This window comes from Rhabdaerophilum sp., assembly GCF_046092605.1.
GTDB lineage: Bacteria > Pseudomonadota > Alphaproteobacteria > Rhizobiales > Beijerinckiaceae > Rhabdaerophilum.
On record NZ_JBJTDY010000196.1, the window covers coordinates 1 to 19,414 of the forward strand.

Sequence of the window (19,414 nt, forward strand, 5' to 3'; positions counted from 1 at the left end):
CGTCGATCGAGCGCGAGAAGGGCGCGCACCCATCCCGGCCGATGGGCCGGCCTCGTTTCCGAGGCCGGGTTTTGGCTCAGCGTGCTCATGTCACTTCCATTCGCGGATCTGGCGCAGGAGATCCGCACCGAATTGCTTCTCGAAATCCGGCATCGCGGCCTTCATCGCCTCCTGATAGGCGGCGCGGTTCGCCACCTCGCGCACATCCATGCCGCGCTTGCGGAGTTCGGCGACGCCATCGCGCTCATCCGCTTCCACCTTGTCGCGGTTTGTCTGCACGGCCGCCTTCGCCGCTTTCATGAAGATCACGCGATCCGCCTCTGAGAGGGTGGACCAGAAGCTCTGCGAGCCCGCCAGCAGACCGGCAGAATAGACATGGCCCGTGAGGTAGAGATACTTCTGCAACTGGTTGAAATTGTTGGAGAGAATGATCGGAATCGGGTTCTCCTGCCCGTCCACCGTGCCCTGCTGAAGCGCTGGCGGCAATTCCGAGAAGGCCATCGGCGTCGGCAGCACTCCGGCGGCACGCCAGGCCGACATGTGTACCGGGTTCTCCATGGTGCGGATCTTCAGGCCCTTCACATCCTCCGGCTTCTCCACGAGCTTGCCGCCGGTGGTGAGATGGCGAAAACCATTTTCGAGGAAGGCGAGGCCGACAATGTTGCGGCGGTTGAACTCCTTCAGCATCGCCTGGCCGATCGGGCCATCCACCACGCCGCGCGCATGGGCGTAATCGCGGAAGAGGAAGGGCACATCGAGCGCGCGCACCGCCGGCACGAAGTTGCCGACCGGGCCCGTGGAGCCCATCGAGAATTCCTGGCTGCCGAGCTGCACGCTCTCGAGCGCCTCGCGCTCGTTGTCGAGCCGCTGGATCGTGACCTTGAACCGCCCGCCGGATTCCTTCTCCACCACCTCCTTGAAGGTGATGGCGGCGAGGCCGAAATGGCTACTCGCCGGCGAGGAATGCGTGATGGTAATCGCGCGCGGCGCCTGGGCCAGGGCCGTCGTGGAGACGAGCGCAAGGGTGGCGGCGGAGGCCGCGAGAAAAGTCCGGCGTTTCATGGAGTGGCTCCCTCTTGGTTCGAGGCAAGCAACCGACCCTTTCAGCTGGCCATATAGCTTGCTCTTGGCGCAATTAATGGATCAAAAGATAATCCATTGTCAAAGCATCTGACCAAAACAACAAGCGGGCATCGGCGATGGCATGAACGCGAGGTGGCTCAAGCGACCGTCAGGCGGTTGGGTTCGGTCAGGCGGGAGGGTGTTAGCCCTCGGCTTTGAGAGGACCTGCGGCGCCGGCGCGACGCAAGGCGACATCGAGCCGGGCTTCCGATTTCTTCAACTCGTCCAGCGCCTGGCGGACGAAGGCGATATGCGTCTCCGCCGCGCGCTGGGCAGCAGCCGGATCGCCCATCACGATCGCATCGAAAATCGCGCGATGCTGCTGCACCGTCGCCTCGCGATAGCCGACGCGGGGGTAGAGCGTGCGCCGGTTGTAGAATACATCGTTGCGCAGCAATTCTGCCATGCCGCGCATGACATGCAGGATGGTGAGGTTGTGGCAGGCCTCGTAGATCGCGATGTGAAAATCGGCATCCGCATGCGCTTCCTCCAGCGGATTGCCGCTCTCATGGCTGTCGAGCACGCGCTGAAAGGCTGTTCGCAGCGAATCCCGGTCGACTTCCGTCGCGCGCAGGGCTGCGAAATAGGCGGCCGCGCCCTCCATCACGCCCCGGAACTCGAGGTAATCGTCGAAGACATTGGGGTCGGAGCGGAAGAGCGCCACGAGGGGATCGCGGATCACGCGCGCCGTGGCATCGGCGACATGCACGCCCCCGCGCTGCACCTGCAGAAGCCCTTCCTGCTCAAGCTGCATCAGCGCGTCGCGGATCGTCGGGCGTGAGGTTTCGAACTGCTCGGCCAGCGCCCGCTCGGCCGGGAGGCGATCGCCGGGCCGGAGCGAGCCTTCGAGAATGAAGGCGCGAATTCTGTCCGCGATATCCTCCGCAAGGCGACGGGGCCGCACTGGTTCGAAACGCATGATCGCTCTCCCTTGCATCCAGTTGTGCAACACGGGGTTCGCGCTTGGCAAGCGGCCAAGAGAATTGACAATGGAACATCAAAACGACAATGGAATGCTCCAGGAAGCATCATCCACCTTGAGGGAGAACCGGCATGTCCGTCCTGCTGTGCCGCGCCGCCGTCGCTCCGGCGGCCGCCGATCTGCTGCGGAGCCTGTTCGACGCGGTCGTGGCGGCCGCCCAGCCGGACAGGCTGGTGGCGCAGAACCTGCCGGATCCGCCGAAGGGTCGCACCATCGTCATCGGCGCCGGCAAGGCGGCGGGCGCGATGGCGCGCGCTTTCGAGGCGCGCTGGCAAGCGCCGCTCTCCGGTGTGGTCGCCGTGCCGCATGCCGTGGCGCGACCCGGCGGCGTGATCCGCCAGCATGGCGCGTCGCATCCCGTGCCGGATGCGGCGTCCTTCGAGGCAGCGCGGCTGATTCGCATGGCGATCGCCGAGGCGGGCCCGGACGATCTCGTTGTCGCGTTGATCTCCGGCGGCGGCTCATCCCTGATGTGCGAGCCTGCGCCGGGCCTCACACTCGCGGACAAGCAGGCGGTGAACGATGCCCTGCTCGCGAGCGGCGCCTCGATTTCCGAGATGAACTGCGTGCGGAAGCACCTCTCCGTTTGCAAGGGCGGGCGGTTGGTGCCGACGGGCGGCGTGCCGCTTCTCGCGCTGCTGATGTCGGATGTGCCGGGCGACGACCCGTCGGTGATCGCCTCCGGCCCAACCGTGCCAGACCCCACGAAGCTGGCCGATGCCCGCGCCGTTCTGGCCCGCGCCCGCATTCCCGTGCCGGAGCGCGTGCGCCTCGCTTTGCTCGACCCGGCGAATGAGACGCCGAAGCCCGACGATCCGCGCTTCGTCCGCGTCGAGAACCGCATGGTGCTGACGCCGGATCATGCGTTGCGCGAGGCGATTCCGCTCCTGACATCCGCGGGTTATGAGGTGCTCTATCTGGGCGATGCGCTCGAGGGCGATGCGGAAACGCTGGCGCAGGATCATGCGCAGCGCGCGCTCGATCTCCGCCGGCAGGGGCGGCGGGTCGCGATCCTCTCCGGGGGCGAAACGAATGTCCGCGCCAGCGGCGTCGTCGGTGCGAAGGGCGGGCGGAATTCGCATTATGCGCTGGCCCTCGCGCTCGCGCTAGGGGAGGCTGCAGGCGTGACGGCAATCTCCGCTGATACCGACGGCGTCGATGGGCGCGGCGGGCATGCCGGTGCCTTCGTCTTTCCAGAGACGCTCGCCCGCATGCGCCGCGCGGGGCTCGACCCGGCGCAGCTTCTGGTGCAGACCAACTCGCACGCCGCTTTCGCCGGCATCGGCGATCTTCTGGTCACGGGGCCGACAGAGACCAATGTGAATGATCTGCGCGTGCTGCTGATCGATCCAATTTAGTTGCGATATCGCCAAAATAATATGCCTTAATTTGCATAAATGCCATGTCGTGACAATGGCGCCCTCTTGATTGCTCTGCTACCCAATCCGCTCAACCCGGCCGGGAACCGGGACGGATGGGGCAAGGAGAGCCGCATGCGAACTCAGGTGGCGATCATCGGCTCAGGCCCGGCGGGCCTTCTTGTCGGGGCGATGCTGACGCAGGCCGGCACCGACAACATCATTCTCGAACGCAAGTCCCGGCATTATGTGCTGGGGCGTATCCGCGCCGGCGTGCTCGAGGAGGCGACCACCGCTCTCCTGCATCGCCTCGGCGCGGGAGAACGCCTCGCGCGCGAAGGCCTGAAGCATGATGGTTTCGAGCTCGCCTTCCAGGGCGAGCCTTTGCGCATCGATCTTGCGGCGCTCACCGGCGGGCGAACCGTGACGGTCTACGGCCAGACCGAGGTGACGCGCGATCTGATGGATCACCGCCTGGCAGCGGGGGCGGCAACCATCTACGATGCCGAAAATGTCGCGCTGCATGAGTTCGACGGTGCCAAGCCCTTCATCACCTTCGAGAAGGATGGTGTCGCGCAGCGTCTCGATTGTGAGTTCATCGCGGGCTGCGACGGCTTTCATGGTGTCTCCCGCGCGAGCGTGCCGCGTGCCGCGTTGCGCAGTTTCGAGCGGGCCTACCCGTTCGGCTGGCTGGGCGTGCTCGCCGAGGTGCCGCCTTGCGCGCCGGAGCTGATCTATGCCGCGCATGAGCGCGGTTTCGCGCTCTGTTCCATGCGCTCGCCCACGCGCAGCCGGTACTACATCCAGTGCCCGTTGGAGACCGACCCCGCGCAATGGAGCGACGACGCCTTCTGGGACGAACTTCGCCGGCGCATCGGCGAGGAAGCGGCAAGCCGCGTCGTCCCCGGCCCGTCGATCGAGAAATCCGTGGCGCCGCTGCGCAGTTTCGTGGTCGAGCCCTTGCGCTTCGGGCGCTTGTTCCTCGCGGGCGATGCCGCGCATATCGTGCCGCCGACGGGCGCCAAGGGCCTGAACCTTGCGGCGCGCGATGCTTACGAGCTCGCGAGCGCCTTCATCGAATTCTTCCGCGAGAAATCATCCGCCGGGATCGATCATTACTCGAAGCGCGCGCTTGCGCGGATCTGGCGCGTCGAACGCTTCTCCTGGGCGATGACGACGATGCTGCATCGCTTCCCGCAATTCTCGCCGTTCGAGGAGCGGATGCAGGAGGCGGAATTCCGCCAGCTTCAGGTCAGCGAAGCCGCGCGCCGCTTGATGGCGGAGAATTACGTCGGCGCGCCGCTGCCGGCTTGAATGCTGCGATGTCATGCCCGAACCGGCTCCGGGCATCGACGACCCTGCACGGAGAAGGAAGACCCCGATCGCCCGGCCATGACGGGAGAGGCTATTTCTTCAACAGCCAGGCATGGGCGGGATCGTTATGAAAGCGCCAGAGGCGCTTCGGCCCGGCCATCACGTTGAGATAATAGAGATCATAGCCATGCGCCGCGCCGACCGGGTGATAACCTTCCGGCACCAGCACGACGTCGCCATCCTGCACGGTGATGGTCTCGTCGAGCGAGCGGTCATCCGTGTAGACCCGCTGGATGGCATAGCCCTGAGGCGGGCGGATGCGGTGGTAATAGGTCTCTTCCAGCAGGCTCTCGGCCGGAAGATTGTCGCGGTCATGCTTGTGGGGCGGATAGCTCGACCAATGCCCGCCGGGGGTGATCACCTCCACCACGAGCAGGCTTTCGGCATGGGGCGAGGTATCCGGCAGGATGTTGCGCACATGGCGCGTATTCGTGCCGGTTCCGCGCGTCTCCTGCCCCACTTCGGAAGGTGGAATGAGCCTGGCCGGCAGGCTTCCGAAGGCGGGCGCGGTGCAGATCGCGATCTCGCAATCGGTTCGCGCCTCGGCCCGCCAGCCCGAATTCGCCGGGACATAGAGGGAGGCCGGTAATCCATCGAACGGGCTTTCGCGACCGCCCTGATCGCCGAAATCCTGGCCGCTCGCCGCGAGATGCGCCATACCCGAGACCATGACGATACAGGCCTCCCGCCGCGCCGTTCCCGCCTCGATCACATCCCCCGCCGCGAGCCGGTAGAGCGTGAAGCAGACATAGGTCCAGCCCGCATTTTCGGGCGTGATGTTGTGGATGGGATTCCTGGTAGCGGGCCGCCGCAGCAGATGCGAGTTCATGCGAGACCAGCCTCCTTCAATGCCCATTGCAGATGCGCGACGCCCTTCCTGGCATAGGTGAGCGGATGCGCCTTCTTCGGGTCCTGCTCGGCCTCGACGATCACCCAGCCGGAATAGCCCGTGAGCGCCTTGAAGACGCTGATATAATCCACCGCGCCATCGCCCGGCACGGTGTAGGTGCCGAGTTCTGGGCCTGTGCCGAGGATGGAATCGAGGAAGGACCAGTCGCCCGCTTTCGATTTGGCGATGATCGCCGGGCGCACATCCTTGCAATGCACATGGGTGATGCGCGAGCGATAGATTGCCGCGAGTTCGGCGGGGTCGGAGCCGCCCCAGGTCGCGTGACCGGTATCGAGCAGCAGGTTCACGGAAGGCCCGCAGGCATCCATGAAGCGCGCGATATCCTCGCGGCTCTCGATGATCGTGCCCATGTGATGGTGGTAGCAGAGCACGAGGCCCTCATCGGCGAGCATCGCGGCGAAATCGGTCATCCGCGCGGCATAGGGCTTCCATTCGCCGGCCGCGAGATGCGGGCGCTGCGAAAGCGGCATCGCGCGGTTGCCATGGATGGCGTTCGAGGTCTCCGCGACGATGAACACGCTGGTGTCCATGGCCTTCAGCAATTCGCGATGGGCTTTCGCCAGGGCGAATTCCTCCTTCGCGTCGCGCCTCAGCAATTCCACCGAATGCCAGCCGCCGACGAGAGACATGCCGAAGGGCGCGAGAGCGGCCTTCAGCGCCTTCGCCTCGCGCGGGAACTTGTTGCCGAGTTCCATGCCCACGAATCCCGCTTCCCGCGCTTCCGCGAGGCAGGTTTCGAGCGGCGTCTCGCCACCGATTTCGAGCAGGTCGTCATTTGACCAGCCGATGGGGTTGGCGCCGATGCGGATCGTCATGTCTTAATCTCCGAGCCGCTGGGCCTTTTTTGCTTCGATATAGCGGGCATGGGCTGCGCCCACTTCCCGGCGCGTGGAAACTTCCGGCACGGCCACATCCCACCAATGCCCGCCGGCATCGGTGGAGGCCATCGGGTCGGTGTCGATCACGATCGCGGTTGTGGTTCTTGCGCGGCGCGCCGTCTTCAGCGCCTTTTCGAGCGCCGCAACGCCCTGGACCTTCACCGCCTTCGCGCCGAGCGAGGCAGCGTGTTTCGCGAAATCGATGGCGGGAATCGTCTCGTGGCGCGTGTGCCGCAGCAGGTTGTTGAAGCTCTCGCCGCCCGTCGCGCGCTGGAGGCGGTTGATGCAGCCATAGCCACGATTGTCGAGGATGACGATCGTCAGCTTCAGGCCCAGCTGAACCGAGGTCGCGATCTCCGAATTCATCATGAGGTAGGAGCCATCGCCCACCATCACGATCACCTCGCGTTCGGGCTCGGCCATCTTCACGCCGAGGCCGCCGGCGATCTCGTAGCCCATGCAGGAATAGCCGTATTCGAGATGGTATCCGCCAGCAGCACCCGCCTGCCAGAGCTTGTGCAGTTCGCCGGGAAGGCCGCCGGCGGCACAGACCAAGACATCGGTCTTCTTCGCCAGCCGCTGCACCGCGCCGATCACCTGGGCATCGGACGGCAGGGGGCTGCCGGTCGTCGCGGTGTAGGGCGCGGCCTTGGCGAGCCATTCGGCTTGCGCCTTTCCAGCTTTCGCGCTCCAGATCGCAGGCGCCTTGTAGCCGGCGAGCCCGCGCGCGAGCGCCGCGAGGCCGGCCTTCGCATCCGCCACGAGCGGCAGCGCGCCATGCTTGCCTGCATCGAAGGGCTGCACGTTGAGCCCGATGATCTGGCGATCCGGGTTCGCGAAAAGCGTGCGCGAGCCGGTCGTGAAATCCTGCAGGCGCGTGCCGATGGCGAGGATGACATCCGCCTCGGCCGCGAGCGCATTGGCAGCACCCGTGCCGGTCACGCCGATCGCGCCGAGGTTCAGCGGCTCATCGACGGGCAGCGTCGATTTCCCGGCCTGCGTTTCCGCTGATGGAATGCCGAAGCGGCGGCAGAAGGCGAGCAATTCCCGCTCGGCTTCCGAATAGAGAACGCCGCCACCGGCGATGACAAGCGGCTTTTTCGCGGCCTTCAGCGCGGCCAGTGCCAGCGCGAGTTCCCGATCATCCGGCTTCGCCCGGCGCGGCAGCCAGAGCCGGGGCGCGAAGAATTCCTCGGGGTAATCGGAAGCTTCGGCCTGCACATCCTGGCAGAAGGCGAGCGTGACCGGCCCGCATTCGGAAGGATCGGTCAAGACCTGCATCGCGCGGGGCAGGGTGGTGAGCAACTGCTCGGGCCGCGTGATGCGGTCGAAGAAGCGTGAGACGGGACGAAAGCAATCATTGGCGGAGACCGTGCCGTCGCCGAAATCCTCGATCTGCTGGAGAACGGGGTCGGGCCTCCGATTGGCGAAGACATCGCCGGGGATCAGCAGCACCGGCAGCCGGTTCACATGGGCCAGCGCCGCGGCCGTCACCATATTCGTCGCGCCAGGGCCGATGGAGGTGGTGCAGGCCATGAAGCGGCGGCGGCGCGATTGCTTCGCGAAGGCGATCGCGGCATGCGCCATTGCCTGCTCGTTATGGGCGCGAAAAGTGGGGAAGGTCTCGCGCAGGCCATGCAAGGCCTCGCCGAGGCCGGCGACATTGCCATGGCCGAAAATGGCCCAGCAACCGGCGAAAATCGGCAGAGGCTCGCCCTCGAACTCGGTGTTCTGCGCGGAAAGATAGCGCACCAGCGCCTGCGCTGCCGTGAGGCGAAGGCTCGCCATGGAGTACAATCTCCCTTGGAATCACCGGTTTCGGCTTGTTTTGCCGGCATCGTAAGGCTGGAAGCGCTGGCAATTCAACCGCGCTCTTTCGACCATTCGGGTTGCCGGCACCGATCATGCAAGTCGGCCCCACAATGCAAGTCAGCCCCACAATGCAGGACAGTTCCTTCCCGCCGCATGTCATCCTGCTTCTGCCGCTGCGGGCGATCTCCATCCTTCATTGCATCCGGGCCTCCATGATTTCGGCCCCGGGGCCTTCATCGGTCGCCATGCGGCCCTCCGCGGGCGAAGATCGGTTCCAGAACCTCCTTGAGGCGTGTTGAATCCCGGCTTGCCAGCCGGGCGCGGATTGGCCATCACTCAGGCGAAACTGTTTTGGAGGCGTGCATGGCCATCATCGATCTCGACCTCGACACAATCCGTGAGGGGCTCGCGGATGGTTCGATCCTGCTGATTGATGTGCGCGAGCCGCATGAATTCGCCATGGGCCACATCCCGGGTTCCCTCTCGATGCCGCTCTCGACCTTCGATCCCGCGGCGATTCCCGAGGCCGAGGGGCGGCGGATCGTATTTTCCTGTGCGGCGGGTGTGCGTTCGCGCCATGCGCTCATGATGGCTGAGGCGGCAGGGCTGCCGCTGGCGGAACATTATGCCGGCGGCTTCAAGGATTGGGTGATGGCTGGCGAGGAAATCGCCCGCGGGGACTGATCCGGACTTGAAGCGCCGCGTTCCATGCCTATTCTGCCAAAAGTCGCGTATTCCCCCTCCTCAGGATCTTCCGCCATGAAATTCGGTATCGGACAGGCGCTTACGCGCGTCGAGGATCAGCGATTCATCACGGGCGCGGGGCATTATGCCACCGATGCCCGTGCGAAAGGCGAAGCGCGCGCCTTCGTGCTGCGTGCGCCCTTCGCGCATGCCACCTTCCGCATCAGGAACATCGAGGAAGCGCGCGCCATGCCGGGCGTGGTGCTCATCCTCACCGGCGCGGATATCGGCCATCTCGGCCCGCTGCCTTGCCAAGCTCCGCAGAAGAACCGCGACGGCCAGCGCATGGCGCTTCCGGAATATCCGGTCCTGCCGCGTGATACCGTGCGCCATGTCGGCGAGGCGGTGGCTTTCATCGTGGCGGAGAATCTCGACCTTGCGCGCGATGCGGCGGAAGCGCTCGACATCGAATGGAAAAGCCTGCCGGTCGCGGCCGACCTCGCCACTGCCCGCGCGCCCGGTGCGCCGCTCGTGCACCCGGAAGCACCGGGGAACGTGGCCTTCGAGACCGTGCTCGGCGACATGGAAAAGACCGACGCGGTCTTCGCCAGGGCGCATCGGGTGATCGGGCTTGATCTTGTGAACAATCGCATCGTGGCCAATTACATGGAGCCGCGCTCCGTGCTGGCCGAGGTGAAGGGTGACAGCTTCACGATCACCCTCGGCTCGCAGGGCAGCCATGGCCTGCGCGACACGCTCGCCAGGGCGATCTTCAGGATCGACCCCGCCAATGTCCGCGTCATCACGCCGGATGTCGGCGGTGGCTTCGGCACCAAGACCTTCATGTATCGCGAGTATCCGCTGGCAGCCGAGGCCGCGCGGCGGCTGGGCCGTCCCGTGCGCTGGGTGTCGGACCGGTCCGAGCATTTCTTCGCCTGCGCGCATGGTCGCGACAATCTCACCCATGCCGAAATGGCGCTCGACGAGAAGGGCAAGTTCCTCGCCATTCGCGTGAATCTCGATGCGAATATGGGGGCCTATCTCTCGCAATACGCGCCGTTCATCCCCTATGTCGGCTCGACCATGCTCACGGGCTGCTATGATATCCCCACGGGCTACACGCTGATCCGCGGCATCTACTCGCATTCCGTGCCGATCGACGCCTATCGCGGCGCAGGCCGCCCGGAGGCAGCTTATACCATTGAGCGCCTTGTGGATTTCATCGCCGACGAGATCGGCATGGATCGCATCGCGCTGCGCAGGCTGAACCTCGTGAAGCCGCGCCAGATGCCCTATCGCACGCCGACGGGCCGCGTCTATGACACCGGCGAATTCGCCGAGCACATGAAGGCCGCGATGGAAAAGGCCGACTGGAAAGGCTTCCCGGCCCGCCTGCGGGCGGCCAGGCGCAAGGGCCTCATCCGCGGCATTGGCCTCGGCGTCTATATCGAGGCTTGCGGCGGCGGCGGGGCCGAGCCCGGCCATGTGACACTCGAGAAGGATGGCACCGTCACCGTGCGCATCGGCACGCAATCGAACGGGCAGGGGCATGAGACGGCCTATGCGCAGCTGGTCGCCGAGCATCTCGATCTGCCGCTCAGCCAGATCCGTGTGAGGCAGGGCGACACGAAGGAAATCGCCTCCGGTTCGGGCACGGGCGGTTCGCGCTCCATCCCCGTGGGGGGGGCGGGCGTGGCGCTCGCGGCCGAGGGACTTGCGAAGACTTTGAAAAAGCTTGCCGCCAACGCGCTCGAGGCGGGCGAGGGCGATCTCGAAATCGCGGATGGGGCGGTGCGGATCGCGGGCACCGACCGGCGGATAAGCTACGCGGAAATCGCAGCGCTTCCTGCCGCGAAGAAGGCGATGCTGACCGAAACCGCTTCCTTCAAGCCGCCGGAGGCGACCTATCCCAACGGCACGCATGTGGCCGAGGTGGAAATCGACCCCGCGACGGGTGCAATCCGCATCGTGAATTATGTCGTTGTCGATGATTTCGGCGTGACGGTGAACCCCGTGCTGCTCGCGGGCCAGATCCATGGCGGTATCGCGCAGGGCATCGGGCAGGCGCTGGTCGAGAATTTCGTGATGGACGGGAAAGGCCAGATCCTCACCGCGAGCTTCCTCGATTACGCGATGCCCCGCGCGCATGACATGCCGGATTTCATCTTCGAGACACGCAATGTGCGCTCGACCACGAATATCCTGGGCGTGAAGGGCGCTGGCGAAGCGGGCACGATCGGCGCTGCCCCGGCCGTGATGAACGCGGTGGTGGATGCCCTGCGGCGGGAAAAAGGCCTTCGTCACATCGATATGCCGGCCACCCCGCGCCGGCTGTGGGAAGCGCTGCATCAGGGCAAATAATCGGCTGATCACAACGAATTGAGAAGCGCATGGATTTGTGGTTCTGCAATCGGAATCCGCTCGACACCCGGCTTGGATGCGGCAATGGTAAGGCGATGCGCCGCATGGTTGAGCAGCCGGCAGCGCACCCCGCCGGCACTTTCGATGTGCCGAACCTGTCGCCGAATCCCAGCGATGGCATCGGCAGCTGGACGCCCGACCAGTTCATCATCGCAATGCGCGAGGGTGTGGCGCCGGATGGCAGCCATTGTTGCCCGGCTTTCCCCTGCTCCTCGTTCTAGCGGATGGGCGGCAAGGACCTCGCGCACCTCTTCGCCTTTATCCGGTCGCCGGCCCCCGTGGAGGGCCGCGCGCCGGCGCACGAGATTGGCTTCCCCTCCAACATCCGCCGCAGCCTTGGCGGCTGGAAGCCGCTTCATCTTGATGGGCAGGTGCGGCAGGCGGTGGCCGGCCAGAGTGCGGAATGGAATCGCGAGGCCTTATTCCATCACCGCGGCTTTCAGGATCACCACCATCGTGGCATGGCCTGCTTCGCTCTCGAGGCAGCGGATGATGTGCTGGCGGTCGCAGCGATAGCGCAGGGTTTCGCCCGCGCGGACGATTTCCTTCTGCCCGCCAATCTCGACCTCGAACGCACCCTGGAAGACCGAGAGATTTTCGACCGAGCCGCGCTGATGCGCATCGGAATCGAGCACGCCGCCCGGCTCGGCATGAACATCATACCATTGCAGCCACTCGACCGTTTTCAGCCAGCCGATGATGGCGAGGCGCACCTTGCCATCCTCCGAGAGCAGGATGGGCGTGTCGCCCTTCGAGATCTTCTCGATGACCGGCGCGTCATCGCTTTCGACGAGAAAGCGCTCGATGGAAATGTCAAGCGCCTGGCTCAGCCGCCAGATGGTGGCGAGTGTCGGGTTGGTCTCGTTGCGCTCGATCTGGCTGATGATGGATTTCGCGACGCCGGATTGCTCGGCGAGTTCGGATAGTGAGAGGTTGTAGTTCTTGCGAAGGCGCTGGATCGTCTTGCCAAGCTGGCCAGACAACGCCGCCGCGCCTGTTTCGAAGTCCCTGGGCTTTTCCTTCTCGGCCATGCGGGGCCCACCTGCCTGCTGTTTGATGTATCGAACGGAAATTCTCTTCAGCGAACCTCTTTCTTGCCCCAGCGCAAGGCATGAGGCAAGCGTGGCGTATAGGGAAGTCCGTGCTGGCCGGGGGAGGCCGCGTCGGACCGCGAAGAGGTGTCGCGCAATGCTGGATCGCGGGAACAACGAGGAGGCAGAAACCTCCGTTTCGGAGGCATTCGATCCCGCCCTGGCGGATGGAGCCTTCCACGTGCTGGATCGCGGCGGCGTGCGCCATCTGCTTCCCGGGCTCAATGGCTTCCGTCTCATGGAAATCATGCGCGAATGCGGGGTGGAGATGCCGGAGAATTGCGGCGGCTCGGTCGCCTGCGGCACCTGCCATGTCTATGTCGATCCTGACTGGTTCGCCCGCCTCGTGCCGGCGCGAGAGGATGAGGAAGCGATGCTCGACCAGCTTGTGCACGCAAGGCCCAATTCACGCCTCTCCTGCCAGGTTCTCTGGGAGGCGGCTCTGGATGGCCTGCGCCTGACGCTCGCTCCGCCCGAGGGCTGATCCTCAGATCGAACGGGGCGGCGAGGCCTCGGCCTGCCTCTTGCGGTCGATGCCGAGCTGGCGCTCGCGCAGGATGACATAGATTCCCGCGCCGCAGACGATGCAGGCGCCAAGGAGCACAAGCTGGTGCGGGAATTCCCCGAACAGGAAATAGCCCCAGGCCATCGCGAAGATCATGCCGGTGTAATCAAAGGGCGCGACCGTGGAGGCCGGCGCGCGGCGATAGCTCTCGGTGAGGAAGATCTGCCCGAAGCCGCCCATCACGCCCACCAGGACCAGGAAAAAGGCCTGCTTGGCGTTGGGGGTGCGCCACGCCCATTCCGGGTCGATGCCGCCGCCGACCACAGTCAGCATGCCAAAGGTGGTCGTCATCAGCGAAAAGTAGATCACGATCGCGGAAGTGCTCTCCGTGGCCGTCAGGCGGCGCACCTCGATCATCGCGAAGGCGGCACAGACCGCGCCGAGGAAGCCGAAAAGCGCCCCGAGGGCAAGCGTCGTATCCGGTTGGCGGCTGATCGCATCCGCCGAAAAATAGGGCCAGAGCATCACGATGACGCCGCAGAAGCCAACGAGCACGGCGGTCCAGCGGTAGAGGCGCACGACTTCCCCAAGCACGAAGGCGGCGAGAACCACGGAGATCAGCGGCGCGGTGAACGAGATGGCGGTCGCATCGGTCAGAGGCAGCATCATCAGTGCAGTGAAGCCGAAGAACATGCCCAGCGAGCCGATGAGCCCGCGCCTCAGATGGCCCTTGTGGTTGTTCGTCTGGAAGGCGGTATGGAGCTTCCCGATCAGCGCCATCCAGGTGAAGACCGGGATGAGTGCGAAGAACGAACGGCAGAAAACGATCTGCCCCACCGGGAAGGCCTGATCCGCCGGGGTGATCGAGCCGACCACCTTCACCGCAGCGCCCATGCAGGAAAAGGTGAAGGCCGAGGCCACCTTGAACAGGATTCCCAGAAGCGGGCGATGCTGCGGCGGCTCCGCCGAAGGGACGGCGGAGGATGATGTTTCCACGGGCATGAGAAGCGGATTCCCAAAAGCGCGAGACATGAAGCTTAAGGAGGGCCGGAAGCTTTCACAACCCGTGAAGAGTGCCCGGGCGACAGCGATGCCGGGCCGCTCAGCGGAGGGCGCGGAGCCGGTCGCGGGCCGAGAGGTCGTCGAGGCTCTCCAGCGGGGACGGTTCTGTCGGCGGCGGCTCTTCGGGTTCGGCGAGAATATCCGCCATTCCTTCGAACAGCGCCTCATCCTCGCTGGCTGGCGGGGCAGGATGGGCTTCCGGAGCCGGTTCGAGCGCAGCCCCGGCCGCCGTCCCGATCTTGGGCGCGATGTCGTCCATTTCGAGCAGTTCGGCGCCGACCATGGTTGGCTCGGCGCGTTCGGCCGGGACGAAGAAATCGAAGGTTTCGTCGATCTCCGCCTGGTTCGCTTCGCTCATCCAGATGTCGGGCTGTGTGCGCGCCGTCTCCATCTCCATGGCGATGGTCGCGTCGATATCCTCGATTTCCTCGGTGATTTTGTCGGCCAGGCCGGCGGCCTCGACCAGCGAGCGGATGCGCGCATCGAGAAATTTCAGGGTTTCCACGGCCTTGGCGATGCGCTGGGCCGTGAGATCCTGGAAGCCGCAGGCGGTGTAGATCTCGGTCGCGGAACGATCGAGTTCATCGCACACCGCCGGGTCGACGCCCAATTCGCGCAGGGTCCAGGCCTGCTCCTGCACCCGCTCGGCGGTGGAGAGGATGGCGGAGGTGGCCTTTTCCGTGGTTTCCACCACGGAATCGAGCGTTTCGGAAGCAGCGGCAAACTGGATGCCGCGGCCGTCGCGTGCATGCATCGCCCGGATTTCCTTCTCGGCCCGCAGGATGGCGCGCGCCATGTCGAGAATCTGCCGATGCAGGACATCCGAGCCGATGAGCACAGGACGGGTGTTGAGCGAACGCGACAGCTTGTTGATCGCATCCAGCAGCGTTTCGGTGTCGGCCTGGCGGTTGCGCCTGGCGTATTCCGCGAGGAACCAGCGTCCGCGCTCCGTTTCCATCACGGCTGCGGCGATCTGCTCGTAGGCCGCGTCATCATACGTCGGCGGTTTGATCAACGACGTCATTTTCGAGGAGCCGCTCTTCCCGGGAAAAGATCGATTCTGGTTTGGAACAACCTGCCTCGGCAAAGGTTAACGATTGCTTTCCGAAAGCGGCTTGCCGCCAGCTTTCCGGCGATGTTACGAGAGAAACCGGGGCGAGCGGCTTGATTCCGCTCCTTTCCGGCACGGAAGAGGTTCGGGAACTGGCATGGCGCGGCCTTCCGCGATCTGGGGAGATGCAGCGCGGGGAAGCGGGGTCCTGCAGCTCTCCGGTGCATGGACGGCGGATCATGCCTCCGATCTCGAGACCACCCTCGAAACAGCCCTGAAACAGGGAAGCTTCGCGGCGCCGTTCCGCATCGATTGCGCGGGCATTGTCGCGCTCGACACCCTGGGGGCCTGGCTCATCCACCGTGCCCGGCTGGCCCTGTCAGAGCGTGGTGAGGTCAGTCTTGCCGGGCTGAAGCGGGACCAGACGCATCTTGTCGAAGAGGTGGCGCAGGCCCAGATGCCGCCGGCAGGCCCGCCCAGGGCAACGGGAGCCTATCCGTTGCTCGTTGATGTCGGCGAGGCGGTGGTCGATGCGGGCAAGGATGTCTCGAAAGGGGTCACGTTCTTCGGCTCGGTGATCGCGGCTTTGGGGCGGCTGATCCTTGGTCGCGTCAGGCTGCGACCCGCCGCGGTGATCACCCAGCTCGATCGGGTGGCTTTGCGCGGCGTGCCGATCATCGCATTGATTTCCTTCCTCGTGGGGGCGATCATCGCGCAGCAGAGCATTTTCCAGCTCCAGCGTTTCGGGCAGCCGCACTTCGTGGCCGATCTTGTGGGCGTGCTTGTCCTGCGCGAACTGGCGGTGCTGCTCACCTCCATCATGGTCGCCGGCCGCTCCGGCTCGGCTTTCACGGCCGAACTGGGCTCGATGAAGATGCGCGAGGAGGTGGATGCGCTCCAGACCATGGGCCTCGACCCCGTGGAGGTGCTGGTGTTGCCGCGCATCCTTGCGCTGCTCATCGGTTTGCCGTTGCTCACCTTCGTCTCCTCCATGTCTGCGATCGCGGGTGCCGCGCTGGTGGCGGACATCTATGGCGGCATCAGCATGGAGATCTTCTTCGCCCGCGTGCAGAACATCATCGGCATGAACACCTTCATGGTCAGCATGTACAAGGCGCCGTTCATGGCTCTGGTGATCGGTGTCATCGCCTGCATCGAGGGGTTTGCCGTGCGGGGCAGCGCGGAATCGCTCGGCAGCCACACAACCGCCTCGGTCGTGAAGTCCATCTTCGTGGTGATTGTGTTGGACGGCCTTTTTGCCATGTTCTTTGCGTCGATCCGCTACTGACATGGACGAGATGGACCGCACCCCTCCTGAATCGCAGGCCCGGGGCGAAACCGTGATTTCGGTCGAGGATCTGGCGGTGGGCTTCGGCGAGCGCCTCGTGATCGACGGCCTCTCGCTCGATGTGCGCCGGGGCGAGATTCTCGGAGTGGTGGGCGCATCCGGCTCCGGCAAATCCGTGCTGCTGCGCACCATCATCGGCCTCATCCGCAAGAAGCGCGGCCTGGTGCGCGTCTTCGGGCACGACATGGACCGCGTGAGCGCACAGCGCCGCCGGTTCATCGAGCGCCGCTGGGGCATTCTTTTCCAGCACGGGGCGCTGTTCTCCTCGCTGACCGTGAAGCAGAACATCCAGTTTCCGATGCGGGAGTATCTCGACCTCTCTCCGCCGCTGCTGGAAGAGATGGCGATGCTGAAGCTCCAGCTCGTGGGGCTGAAGCCGGAGGCTGCGAACCGCATGCCCTCCGAACTCTCTGGTGGCATGATCAAGCGTGCGGCTTTGGCCCGCGCATTGGCGCTGGACCCCGAGATCGTATTCCTCGACGAGCCCACATCCGGGCTCGATCCCATCGGCGCGGGCGATTTCGACGAACTCATCGCCACGTTGCGGAACACGCTCGGGCTCACCGTCTTCATGGTGACGCATGATCTCGACAGTCTCGCCGGAATTTGCGATCGCATCGCGGCGCTTGGCGAGGGGCGCGTTCTGTCGCAAGGTCCGCTCGAGCAATTGAAGGCCGAGCCGCATCCCTGGCTGCAGGCCTATTTCAACGGTCCGCGCGCCCGCGCGAGCCATGTCCACGGCAAGCCGGCGTAACGGAAGGTTCAATCCTCATGGAGAACAAGGCCAATTACGCGATCGTGGGTCTCTTCACCCTGGCGGTGCTGGCCGGAATTTTCGGCTTCGTCTTCTGGTTCACCCGCGCCTCCGAGAATTCTGATCGCAGGGTTTATCGCGTTGTATTCATGGGCTCCGTTTCGGGGCTTTCCGCCGGTTCCGCTGTTCGTTTCAATGGCTTGCGGGTCGGCGAGGTGACGGCTGTGGGCATCCTCCCCGCCGATCCGAGCCGCGTGGTCGCGCAGATCGCCGTCAACCCCACGACGCCCATCAAGACCGACACCAGGGCCCGGCTGGAAACGCAGGGCCTGACCGGTGTTGCCAACATCCAGCTCTCGGGCGGGGCCGGGAATGCGCCCGATCTTGTCTCGCTCGATGCCGGCTCGCCGCCCACCATCTTCGCCGATCGCTCCGATTACCAGGATATCCTGGAGACCCTCCAGCGCGTTTCGGGCAGGCTTGATTCGGTGCTGACCCGCGCCGATTCGATCATGGCGCAGGGCGAGGGATCGGTGATCGCCACCTTGCGGAACATCGAGGCCTTCTCGAATGAACTCGGCAGGAACTCTTCCGGCGTGGGGGCGTTCCTCGCCAATGTCGGCGAGATGAGCCAGAAGATCGGCTCGCTCGCGGGACGCGTCGAGCGCTTCGTGGACGAGGCTGAAGCGCTGACCCGCGGCATCGACGCGAAGAGCATCAATCAGGCGGTCCGCAACGTGACCGAGTTCACCGATACGCTGGCCCAGAACCGCAATGCGGTGGCGGTGCTGCTGACCGACGCCGGCCAGCTGGCCCGCCAGCTTCAGGGCAGCGCCACGAAGCTCGATTCCGCGCTGGAGGAAGCGGGGCGGCTCATGCGCGGCATCGACCCCGAGAAAATCAACCGCACGCTGGAGGGCGCCGAGAAATTTGCGTCCGCCCTGGGGCGCAATGCGGCGGATGTCGATCGCATGATCCGCGACATCACTGCCAAGACCGACACGGTGACCCGTGCGATCGACCGGCTCGACAATGTGATGGCCGGGGCTGAAAGCTTCTTCGGCGGCGGGCAGGATGGCGCGACGGCGGGTCTGATCAAGGAACTGACCGATGCCGCCAAATCCATCCAGACCCTGGCCGGCAATCTGGATGTCCGCGCAAGAGAGCTTTCGAGCGGTCTGTCGCGCTTCACCGGGCCGGGGCTGCGCGATTTCGAGGCGCTGGCGGTGGATACCCGGAAGGCCGTGAACGATCTTTCGCGTGCCGTTCGGGCGCTCGAGCGCAATCCATCGCAATTGCTATTCGGCGGGCAATCCAATATCCCCGAATACCGTCGGTAAGAGAGAGGGCGCGTGGGCGATTCCAGCGGGCCGAAGGCAAGGGTCAAGCGGCAAGCGCATGCTTGCAAGGCTGCCGTTTCGTCGCGCCTTGTGGCGATGGCGCTGGCCGGGTTTCTGGCGGGTTGTGCGGGTTCTGCGCCACCGCCGACCTTTGATCTCGCGGCTCCTCGCGACAACCTGAGCGCTCGTCCGGGCCGGGGGCTGGTCGTGGTGGCCGAGCCTTCCGCTCTCGCGGCGATCGACACCAACCGCCTCACCGTCATGACGCGCGGCGGCGGGCTTGCCTATCTGGGCGATGCCCAATGGTCGGATCGCCTGCCGAGGCTCGTGCAGGTGCGCCTGATCCAGACCTTCGAGAATGCCAATCGACTCACCACGATCGGCCGTCCGGGCGATCGCCTGTTGCCTGTGGCGCAGCTCAATTCGGAAATCCGCCGCTTCGGAATCGATGAAGCCACCGGCGAGGCGGTGATCGAGATGAGCGTGAAGATCGTGCAGGACAATACCGGCCGCATCCTGGCCGGCAACATCTTCAAGCGCTCGGTTCCGGCGGATGGTACCAGTGGACCGGTTGCGGCCGCCGCGCTTGATCTCGCGATGCAGGAGCTGCTGCGCGATATTGTGGGCTGGACCTCCGCGCGCATCTGAATTCTTGCACGAAAAAGGCGGCCCCACGAAAAAGGCGGCCCGTGGGCCGCCTTCGCGCCTTCCCGGGTTTGTCG

The 19,414-nt window shown here is 65.0% G+C and carries 18 protein-coding genes; 10 read left to right on the forward strand and 8 right to left on the reverse strand.

What is annotated here, in order from left to right; translation table 11 throughout:
* Window positions 1-90: 90 nt before the first annotated feature.
* Both ACKODO_RS15475 and ACKODO_RS15480 read right to left on the reverse strand, forming a co-directional pair.
* Entirely contained in the window at window positions 91-1,062 is a 972-nt protein-coding gene (locus ACKODO_RS15475) for a DctP family TRAP transporter solute-binding subunit (RefSeq protein ID WP_408984341.1), read from the reverse strand.
* 202 nt (window positions 1,063-1,264) lie between these two features.
* Complete coding sequence (locus ACKODO_RS15480) at window positions 1,265-2,041, reverse strand: FadR/GntR family transcriptional regulator (protein ID WP_408984342.1); 777 nt, start codon at window positions 2,039-2,041, stop codon at window positions 1,265-1,267.
* A 134-nt stretch (window positions 2,042-2,175) separates the two neighbouring features.
* Between ACKODO_RS15480 and ACKODO_RS15485 the strand changes: the two genes are divergently transcribed.
* On the forward strand, window positions 2,176-3,462 hold the full coding sequence (locus ACKODO_RS15485) for a glycerate kinase (protein ID WP_408984343.1): 1,287 nt from the start codon (window positions 2,176-2,178) through the stop codon (window positions 3,460-3,462).
* A 135-nt stretch (window positions 3,463-3,597) separates the two neighbouring features.
* On the forward strand, window positions 3,598-4,776 hold the full coding sequence (gene pobA, locus ACKODO_RS15490; protein ID WP_408984344.1) for a 4-hydroxybenzoate 3-monooxygenase: 1,179 nt from the start codon (window positions 3,598-3,600) through the stop codon (window positions 4,774-4,776).
* Window positions 4,777-4,867: 91 nt separating this feature from the next.
* Here the strand turns inward: pobA and iolB are convergent, their stop codons facing one another.
* The 3 genes from iolB to iolD are packed head-to-tail and all read right to left on the reverse strand — an operon-like array spanning window position 4,868 to window position 8,412.
* Window positions 4,868-5,665: a 5-deoxy-glucuronate isomerase gene (gene iolB / locus ACKODO_RS15495; protein WP_408984345.1), complete on the reverse strand. Its 798-nt coding sequence runs from the start codon at window positions 5,663-5,665 to the stop codon at window positions 4,868-4,870.
* Window positions 5,662-6,561 carry a myo-inosose-2 dehydratase gene (gene iolE / locus ACKODO_RS15500; RefSeq protein ID WP_408984346.1) on the reverse strand — a complete coding sequence of 300 codons (900 nt, stop codon included), beginning with the start codon at window positions 6,559-6,561 and terminating at the stop codon, window positions 5,662-5,664. Before iolE ends, iolB begins: the two co-directional genes overlap by 4 nt.
* Before the next feature lie 3 nt (window positions 6,562-6,564).
* On the reverse strand, window positions 6,565-8,412 hold the full coding sequence (iolD, locus tag ACKODO_RS15505) for a 3D-(3,5/4)-trihydroxycyclohexane-1,2-dione acylhydrolase (decyclizing) (protein ID WP_408984347.1): 1,848 nt from the start codon (window positions 8,410-8,412) through the stop codon (window positions 6,565-6,567).
* Window positions 8,413-8,799: 387 nt separating this feature from the next.
* On the opposite strand from iolD, the gene ACKODO_RS15510 reads away from it, so the two are divergent.
* The 3 genes from ACKODO_RS15510 to ACKODO_RS15520 all read left to right on the forward strand — a co-directional run bounded on the left by ACKODO_RS15510 (window position 8,800) and on the right by ACKODO_RS15520 (window position 11,762).
* Complete coding sequence (locus ACKODO_RS15510) at window positions 8,800-9,120, forward strand: rhodanese-like domain-containing protein (protein WP_408984348.1); 321 nt, start codon at window positions 8,800-8,802, stop codon at window positions 9,118-9,120.
* Window positions 9,121-9,195: 75 nt separating this feature from the next.
* Window positions 9,196-11,481 (forward strand): xanthine dehydrogenase family protein molybdopterin-binding subunit, encoded by a 2,286-nt coding sequence (locus tag ACKODO_RS15515; RefSeq protein ID WP_408984349.1) that lies wholly within the window; start codon window positions 9,196-9,198, stop codon window positions 11,479-11,481.
* A gap of 104 nt (window positions 11,482-11,585) precedes the next feature.
* Window positions 11,586-11,762 carry a hypothetical protein gene (locus ACKODO_RS15520; protein ID WP_408984350.1) on the forward strand — a complete coding sequence of 59 codons (177 nt, stop codon included), beginning with the start codon at window positions 11,586-11,588 and terminating at the stop codon, window positions 11,760-11,762.
* A 198-nt stretch (window positions 11,763-11,960) separates the two neighbouring features.
* Here the strand turns inward: ACKODO_RS15520 and ACKODO_RS15525 are convergent, their stop codons facing one another.
* Window positions 11,961-12,572 carry a helix-turn-helix domain-containing protein gene (locus ACKODO_RS15525; protein ID WP_408984351.1) on the reverse strand — a complete coding sequence of 204 codons (612 nt, stop codon included), beginning with the start codon at window positions 12,570-12,572 and terminating at the stop codon, window positions 11,961-11,963.
* Window positions 12,573-12,729: 157 nt separating this feature from the next.
* Between ACKODO_RS15525 and ACKODO_RS15530 the strand changes: the two genes are divergently transcribed.
* The gene (locus ACKODO_RS15530; protein ID WP_408984352.1) at window positions 12,730-13,116 is read left to right on the forward strand and encodes a 2Fe-2S iron-sulfur cluster-binding protein; all 387 of its coding nucleotides are present in this window, start codon (window positions 12,730-12,732) and stop codon (window positions 13,114-13,116) included.
* A gap of 3 nt (window positions 13,117-13,119) precedes the next feature.
* Here the strand turns inward: ACKODO_RS15530 and ACKODO_RS15535 are convergent, their stop codons facing one another.
* A complete protein-coding gene (locus ACKODO_RS15535; RefSeq protein WP_408984353.1) occupies window positions 13,120-14,139 on the reverse strand; it encodes a DMT family transporter in 1,020 nt (339 codons plus the stop codon).
* 100 nt (window positions 14,140-14,239) lie between these two features.
* Entirely contained in the window at window positions 14,240-15,223 is a 984-nt protein-coding gene (locus ACKODO_RS15540; RefSeq protein ID WP_408984354.1) for a hypothetical protein, read from the reverse strand.
* 184 nt (window positions 15,224-15,407) lie between these two features.
* Between ACKODO_RS15540 and ACKODO_RS15545 the strand changes: the two genes are divergently transcribed.
* From ACKODO_RS15545 to ACKODO_RS15560, 4 genes are read left to right on the forward strand one after another with little or no spacing between them, the layout of a single operon-like run.
* Window positions 15,408-16,538, forward strand: a complete 1,131-nt coding sequence (locus ACKODO_RS15545; RefSeq protein ID WP_408984355.1) for an ABC transporter permease — start codon at window positions 15,408-15,410, stop codon at window positions 16,536-16,538.
* A 1-nt stretch (window position 16,539) separates the two neighbouring features.
* Window positions 16,540-17,352: an ABC transporter ATP-binding protein gene (locus tag ACKODO_RS15550; RefSeq protein WP_408984356.1), complete on the forward strand. Its 813-nt coding sequence runs from the start codon at window positions 16,540-16,542 to the stop codon at window positions 17,350-17,352.
* 17 nt (window positions 17,353-17,369) lie between these two features.
* Complete coding sequence (locus tag ACKODO_RS15555) at window positions 17,370-18,692, forward strand: MlaD family protein (RefSeq protein ID WP_408984357.1); 1,323 nt, start codon at window positions 17,370-17,372, stop codon at window positions 18,690-18,692.
* Between the two features lie 12 nt (window positions 18,693-18,704).
* Entirely contained in the window at window positions 18,705-19,340 is a 636-nt protein-coding gene (locus tag ACKODO_RS15560) for an ABC-type transport auxiliary lipoprotein family protein (RefSeq protein ID WP_408984358.1), read from the forward strand.
* Window positions 19,341-19,414 lie beyond the last annotated feature (74 nt).